The sequence below is a fragment of the Flavobacterium zhoui genome, from assembly GCF_042787235.1.
GTDB classification, from domain to species: Bacteria; Bacteroidota; Bacteroidia; order Flavobacteriales; family Flavobacteriaceae; genus Flavobacterium; species Flavobacterium zhoui.
Map to the genome: position 1 here is coordinate 123,205 of NZ_JBHZPY010000013.1, position 6,932 is coordinate 130,136.

A 6,932-nucleotide genomic window follows, 5' to 3' on the forward strand; every position below is an offset into this window, starting at 1 on the left:
TTATTTTTTGTGAATTAAGCGGGTAAGTTTGATTGATAAATCGGTTAAAATTATTTTTGCATTTCCGTTGCGCTCAATGTGATACATAGCATCCGAAAGTTCCTTAAAGATATCATTTATATTATTGCCATTGACAAAGGGCGCAAAATTCTCGAGTTTGAACTTCTCTACTTGCGGCTCCATGTAAACTAAACTTTCAGTTTGGTAATTTAATAATAAGGCCTGACGGAACATATCGATACAAAAGTGTAAAAACTTCTTTTGAGTCTCTCTTCCCAAACCCGCAATCTGCTCGCTCCACTGAATCAAATCCTGAATGGCTGCGGTATTTCCTTTGGCTCTAAAAGCGGCACGAACCCAGTCAACAAACCATTTTTCAAAAAAAACAGTTTCGCTGTCAGGTTGCAATAATTGTAGCGCTTTGTTATAATTTCCTTGCGCTTGGTGCGCTATTTTTACAGCCGTTTTAGATTCAATATTTTCTCTTGAAACTAAGGCTTCAGAAATAATTTTTTCTGGCAAACCATTAAAATGTAAAACTTGGCAACGGGAACGAATCGTTTGAATAATATCTTCTTCGTTTTCCGAAATTAAGATAAAAACAGTTTTATCAGTAGGCTCTTCCAGTAATTTCAATAATTTATTGGAAGCGGCAATATTCAATTTATCAGCCATCCAAATAATCATTACTTTGTATCCGCCTTCATAAGATTTTAAAGCCAAAGATTTCAGGATTTCCTGTGCATCGTCTACTCTAATTTCACCCTGTTTATTTTTAACGCCAAGAGTTTGATACCAATCAAATAAGCTTCCGTAAAGATTTTCGCTTAAAAACTGCCGCCATTCTGTAATGAAGTCAATACTTTTTGGTTTTGTTTTCACCTCTTCGGTGCTTACGGTCGGGTAAATAAAATGCAAATCCGGATGCGAAATTTTATTGAATTTCAGGTTACACGCTTCATTTGGACCGAAGTTATCAGCGTTCTGGTTGCTGCAAATGATATATTGCGCATAAGCGATTGCCATAGGTAAAGTACCGCTTCCTTCAGGACCAACGAACAATTGTGCCTGAGGAATTCTGCCCAGATTAGCACTTTTTGTCAAATGACTTTTAATATGTTCCTGACCTAAAATTTCTGAAAATTGCATAAAGCAAAGATAGCAGAAAATGGTTTAGTCTAAAATTTTAGTAGGCAAAGTTTCACGTTAGGAAGTTTGTAAAATAACAGTTGAATAAAGATGTTTTTTAGTTATTTAAATTAACATATTTCAGGATTAAAAAACAGTTATACTAATAAAAAGAAACATTTTTTATTAATTTACATCGATTTCGTTACTAAGAATGGGATTTATTTGATTTCATCAAATTTATTAGTAGTCTAAAAGTTCTATATTTGTTATCATTTCAAAAACATACAAACTAAAAATAGACCTAATGAAAACTTTAAACGATTTTGATTTCAAAAATAAAAAAGCCATAATCCGCGTTGATTTCAACGTGCCTTTAGACGAAAATTTTAATGTAACAGATGCTACTCGTATCGAAGCAGCAAAACCAACAATTGACGCGATTCTTGCTCAAGGCGGAAGCGTAATTTTGATGTCACATTTAGGAAGACCAAAAGGAGTTGAAGAGAAATATTCATTGAAACATATCTTAAAAACTACATCAGAAGTGCTTGGAGTTCCAGTTCAGTTTGTTTCAGATTGTATTGGTTCTGCAGCTAAAGATGCAGCAGTTAAATTACAGGCTGGAGAAGTTTTATTATTGGAAAATTTACGTTTTCATAGCGAAGAAGAAGCTGGAGATGTTTCTTTTGCAAAAGAATTAGCTTCACTTGGTGATATTTATGTAAACGATGCATTTGGAACAGCGCACAGAGCACACGCTTCGACTACAATAATTGCTCAGTTTTTCCCAACTGAAAAATGTTTCGGATTGTTGTTAGCTAAAGAAATTGAAAGCTTGAACAAAGTTTTGAAAAACAGTGAAAAACCTGTAACAGCAGTTCTTGGTGGATCTAAAGTATCTTCTAAAATTACGGTTATCGAAAACATTCTGGACAAAGTGGATCACATGATTATTGGAGGTGGAATGACATTTACTTTCGTGAAAGCTTTAGGAGGTAAAATTGGAGATTCTATTTGTGAAGATGACAAACAAGAATTGGCTTTGGAAATTTTGAGATTGGCCAAAGAAAAAGGTGTTCAAATTCATATTCCGGTTGATGTTGTTGCAGCAAATGCATTTTCAAATACTGCCGATACTCAAATTGTTGACGTAAAAGAAATTCCTGATGGATGGCAGGGACTTGATGCTGGGCCAAAATCGTTGGAAAACTTCAAAAAAGTAATCATGGAGTCTAAAACTATTCTTTGGAATGGTCCATTAGGCGTTTTTGAAATGGAAAGTTTTGCTAACGGGACAATTACCCTTGGAAATTTCATTGCTGAATCAACTGCAAACGGAGCTTTCTCTCTTGTAGGTGGTGGAGATTCAGTTGCTGCAGTAAAACAATTTGGGTTAGAAGATAAGATGAGTTATGTTTCTACTGGTGGAGGTGCTATGCTTGAAATGCTGGAAGGTAAAGTATTGCCTGGAATTGCTGCCATCTTGGAATAATTATAATACAAGTTTGAAATTATACTAGCCGATTATAAAACAGCGGAATATTTTATCTGTTCGCAATTTCAGTCCTGAAAAATGGAATGATATTCGCGGGGAAGATATTAAACCCGGAATGAAGCTAAAAATAAACGGATAGTACAATTAACTTTTATAAATTTGGGTTTTATTTCATAATTAAATTATAATGAATAAAGCCCTTTTTTTATTTCTGTTTATTTTCTTTCTATTCTTTTCGTGTGCAAAGAAAAGTGATAATTTACCTCGAAAAACAACTGGAAAAATTAATACGATTTCTGTTATTATTGATGACCAGTTGTGGAATGGTGAGGTGGGAGATAGCATCCGTAATAAGTTTGCCGCGCCAGTCATTGGTTTGCCCCAGGAAGAACCCCTTTTTTCCATAAATCAATATCCTATTAAACTTTTGGAAGGTTTTATGACCGACAATAGGACAATTATAGTGGTGAAAAAAGGAGAAGATAATAAGTTTGAAATAATTAAAAATCAGTACGCATCCCCTCAAAATGTATTTCATATTTCAGGAAAAACAAGTACTGATATTATAAAAAGCATTGAAAAAAATGCAGCCAAAATGATTCGATTGATCAAGCAAATGGAAATAGCCGAAAGCCAAAGAATTAACAGTCAATTGCTAATTGATCCTAAAATTATTGCCAACAAATTCCAGATCTCGATAAAAATCCCTTCTGCATACGCCTACGTTCTCCATAAAAGTAAATTTATTTGGCTGAAAAAGGAAATAATCGGTGGTAACACAAGCCTGTTAATTTATGAAGTTCCTATCAGTTCCTTAAAAAAGAACTCAAATTTGATTAGCAGTATTGTTAAAATGCGAGATTCAATTGGTGCTTTATATATCAGTGGTACCGAGCCGCAGTCTAATATGATTACAGAAGAGGCCTATGCACCCTATATATTCAAGATTACCCTTGACGGAAAAAAAACCTATGAGACTAAGGGAACCTGGGAACTAAAAAATGATTTTATGGCAGGACCTTTTATTAATTATGCAATTATTGATAGAAATAATAATAGAATCTTGGTTTTAGAGGGTTTCTGTTACGCGCCTTCAAAAGAGAAACGGGATTTGATGCACGAATTAGAGTCCATCATAAAATCCGTCACTGTTTTGAAAAACTGATTTTTATTTTCTTTAATTTGCATTCTATAAAATAGTATAAAAACCACACGATGTTAAAATGGAGTATAAAGCCTTTTGAGGCACTTTCTGTTCACGAACTATACGATTTACTACGGTTACGAAGCGAGATATTTGTAGTGGAACAAAACTGTGTTTATCTTGACCTTGACGGTAAGGACAAAGTGGCGTTGCATCTTTTTGGAGAATTCGAAGGAAAAATTGTGGCTCATGCCCGACTTTTCAAGGCTGGAATCAGTTTTGACAATGCCTCTATTGGCAGAGTAACCGTTGATGCAAATTATCGCGACAGGAAATGGGGTCATGACTTAATGCGTGAAGCTATTGCTGGTGTTCTACTTTATTTTGGCGAAAGCCAAATTACCATCGGAGCTCAATTGTATCTTAAAAAATTCTACGAAAGCCATGGATTTGTTCAAACTAGTGAAATGTATTTAGAGGATGATATTCCGCATATTGAAATGAAGAGAGGATAATTATATTTTCAAAATAAGAAATTCTACTCTTCGATCAAGTGCTTCCCCTTTTCCAAGAGGGAATTTATTACCACAACCTTTATAGCTCATTCGAAGACTATTAATATTTTTAGATACTAGATATTTAAACACATTTCTGGCGCGATTCAACGAAAGTTTCCTTTCATGCGTGGCTTCATCAATTGCATCGTCAAAAGAACTGGGCGTGCAACAGACATGGCCTCTAATTTCAAATTGAAGTGTTTGATGTTTTTGCAAAAGCAAAGCAATTTTATCTAATTCCTTTTTTGATTGTAACGTGAGCTCGCTTCTTCCTAATGCAAAAAGAATGTTTTCTAAATAGATACGATCACCAACTTTGTGGTTTTCTTGAAAGGAATTATAAATATCTTTACCGTAGCTATTTTTCTTAACAACAAACAAGTCAACTCGTCTATTTTTATTTCGAATTTCCGTTAGGTCCTCAATGGAGTCTTTTTGAATAATCACACGTCCCTTTCCTTCAATAATAACAATTTTATTTTTGCTAAAACCGTTGTAAGTTAGGATGTCTTGAACCGTTTTCACCCTGCTTTTTGACAATGTATAATTATAATCATTGGCTCCGCGGTCATCACAATAGCCGTAAATTTGGATAGATTCTATTTTAGAAGTATCAGCATTTTTTGCAAAATCAATGATGGTTTTGATTTGGGAGTTGTAAAGATCGGATTTGTCAAATTCAAAATAAACCGTCTCAACCGGTTTTACTTGGGCTGATAGATGGCAAAAAAACAGTAAAACTAGTATTCGGAAAATAATATTCATTAAATTTTCAAAATAGATTTATACTCTGAATTGTTATCTAAAATAGTAATAGCTTTTTTAACCTCTGCATTGTTTTTGATGTAATATTGATACAAACCCTCTTGGTATTGGTATCTTTTTATAATTTCATCTAAAATAAGATTTTTTATTTCTTTCTGATTTTTATCCAATAATTGGTCTTCACTTTTTTGAAGTGCACTTAGCAATTGTTGGTATTCTAAAGCAATAGATTCGTCTATTTTTTCTTTTTTGGCTGTAGCCAAAGTATTTTTCAATGCCAACTCGGTTTCGGTGTCAAAATTGAATTTTTGGGCTTTTAAAAATTGTTTAAAATCTAAATAATCGGAATCAGAAATTGACGGGATGCGATCCCCTAAAGTTGAATTTTTGTAATAATAACGAGTTACATAATTAAAAATCCCATCATTTTTGATTAAGGCCGTGGTGATTGGGCTTAATTTTGTTTCATTAAGTTCTACATCTGGTTGAATCCCGCCTCCATCATAGACAGTCCTTCCTTTTCGGGTTTTGAAAGCATTAAAGTTTTTTTCTTCCGTTCTTACAGCTACGCCATCTTTGTCTTTATGTGCATAATCTAACGCTTGAATGCATCTTCCCGAAGGCGTATAATAGCGTGCAATTGTTACTTTTAGTTGCGTCCCATATGTTAAATCAACCGGTCTTTGCACTAATCCTTTTCCGTAACTTCTACTTCCCAATACCACCGCGCGATCCAAATCCTGCAACGCACCAGCAACAATTTCAGAAGCCGAGGCACTTTTCCCATTTACAATAATTATTAATGGAATCTGAGTGTCAATAGGTTCTCTGGTTGTTTTGTAGGTCGTATTGTGTTTCTCTATTTTTGATTTTGTGGTGACGATGATCTCATTTTTTGGAACAAACAGATTACAAATATTTACGGCTTCATTCAAAAGTCCTCCTGGGTTGTCTCTTAAATCCAAAATAATTCTTTCGGCACCTTCTCTTTTTAGTTGATCTAAAGCTTCTTTGGTTTCAAGAGAAGCCTTTTTATTGAAATGCGATAAAACGATATAGCCTGTCTTTGCGTCAATTTTTCCGAAGAATGGCACCGACTTGATTTCTACCTCGTCCAGTACAATTTGGGTTGTATTGGTTTTTCCCTGACGGATATACTTGATGTCAATTTTGGTGTTTTTTGCACCTTTAAAGAGCTGTGAGGCATCTTCTTTGAAAGCAGACAAAAGGACATCGCCTATTTGTATAATTTCATCACCGGGCTTGAGACCGGCTTTATAGGCAGGGAAATTTTTGTAAATTTCTTTTACCGTAAGTTTATCCTCTTTTCGTGTTAACAAAGCACCAATTCCGGTATATTCTCCGGTATTGTTTATTTTAAATTTAACTACATCCTGTTCATTGAAATATACGGTGTAAGGATCAAGGCTTCCTAACATTCCATTGATGGCTTTGTCCATTAATTGACCAGGATTGGTCTCGTCAACATAATTCTTATTCAATTCCTTAAAAAGCGTAGTGAATATCTCTATTTGTTTTGCAATTTCAAAAAAATCGTCTTTGAAACTCGTTCCAATAAATAGAAATGCCGAGGCAACAACCGGAATTATGAATTTTTTTTTGAAAAAGAAGTTCATGGCTTTCGTTTAACTAAATTTGTTACCGCTAAAATAAGAATAAATAGCCAATATTAATTAAAGTATTGTATGTAAAGACTATAATGTAACCCGTTGGGTGTAATTATTTAAAGCAAAATAAATTGATTAGATATTGGTCAAGATACTGAAATTCAGTATCTTGAAGTCGCTAAACAACCAATATCTATGTCAAATATAGTAAA

Annotated in this window: 6 protein-coding genes; 3 read left to right on the forward strand and 3 right to left on the reverse strand. The window is 34.1% G+C overall.

The window, feature by feature from the left end:
- On the reverse strand, positions 1-1,149 hold the full coding sequence (locus ACFX5F_RS14155) for a DNA polymerase III subunit (protein WP_379852663.1): 1,149 nt from the start codon (positions 1,147-1,149) through the stop codon (positions 1-3).
- A gap of 286 nt (positions 1,150-1,435) precedes the next feature.
- Between ACFX5F_RS14155 and ACFX5F_RS14160 the strand changes: the two genes are divergently transcribed.
- From ACFX5F_RS14160 to ACFX5F_RS14170, 3 genes are all read left to right on the forward strand, one after another.
- The gene (locus ACFX5F_RS14160) at positions 1,436-2,623 is read left to right on the forward strand and encodes a phosphoglycerate kinase (protein WP_379852664.1); all 1,188 of its coding nucleotides are present in this window, start codon (positions 1,436-1,438) and stop codon (positions 2,621-2,623) included.
- 190 nt (positions 2,624-2,813) lie between these two features.
- Positions 2,814-3,791 (forward strand): DUF4837 family protein, encoded by a 978-nt coding sequence (locus ACFX5F_RS14165; RefSeq protein ID WP_379852665.1) that lies wholly within the window; start codon positions 2,814-2,816, stop codon positions 3,789-3,791.
- 50 nt (positions 3,792-3,841) lie between these two features.
- On the forward strand, positions 3,842-4,285 hold the full coding sequence (locus ACFX5F_RS14170) for a GNAT family N-acetyltransferase (RefSeq protein WP_379852666.1): 444 nt from the start codon (positions 3,842-3,844) through the stop codon (positions 4,283-4,285).
- Here the strand turns inward: ACFX5F_RS14170 and ACFX5F_RS14175 are convergent, their stop codons facing one another.
- Both ACFX5F_RS14175 and ACFX5F_RS14180 read right to left on the reverse strand, forming a co-directional pair.
- A complete protein-coding gene (locus ACFX5F_RS14175; RefSeq protein ID WP_379852667.1) occupies positions 4,286-5,092 on the reverse strand; it encodes an OmpA family protein in 807 nt (268 codons plus the stop codon).
- Positions 5,092-6,729, reverse strand: coding sequence for a S41 family peptidase (locus ACFX5F_RS14180; RefSeq protein WP_379852668.1), 1,638 nt, complete (start codon positions 6,727-6,729; stop codon positions 5,092-5,094). The genes ACFX5F_RS14175 and ACFX5F_RS14180 overlap by 1 nt, the downstream gene beginning before the upstream one ends.
- Positions 6,730-6,932 lie beyond the last annotated feature (203 nt).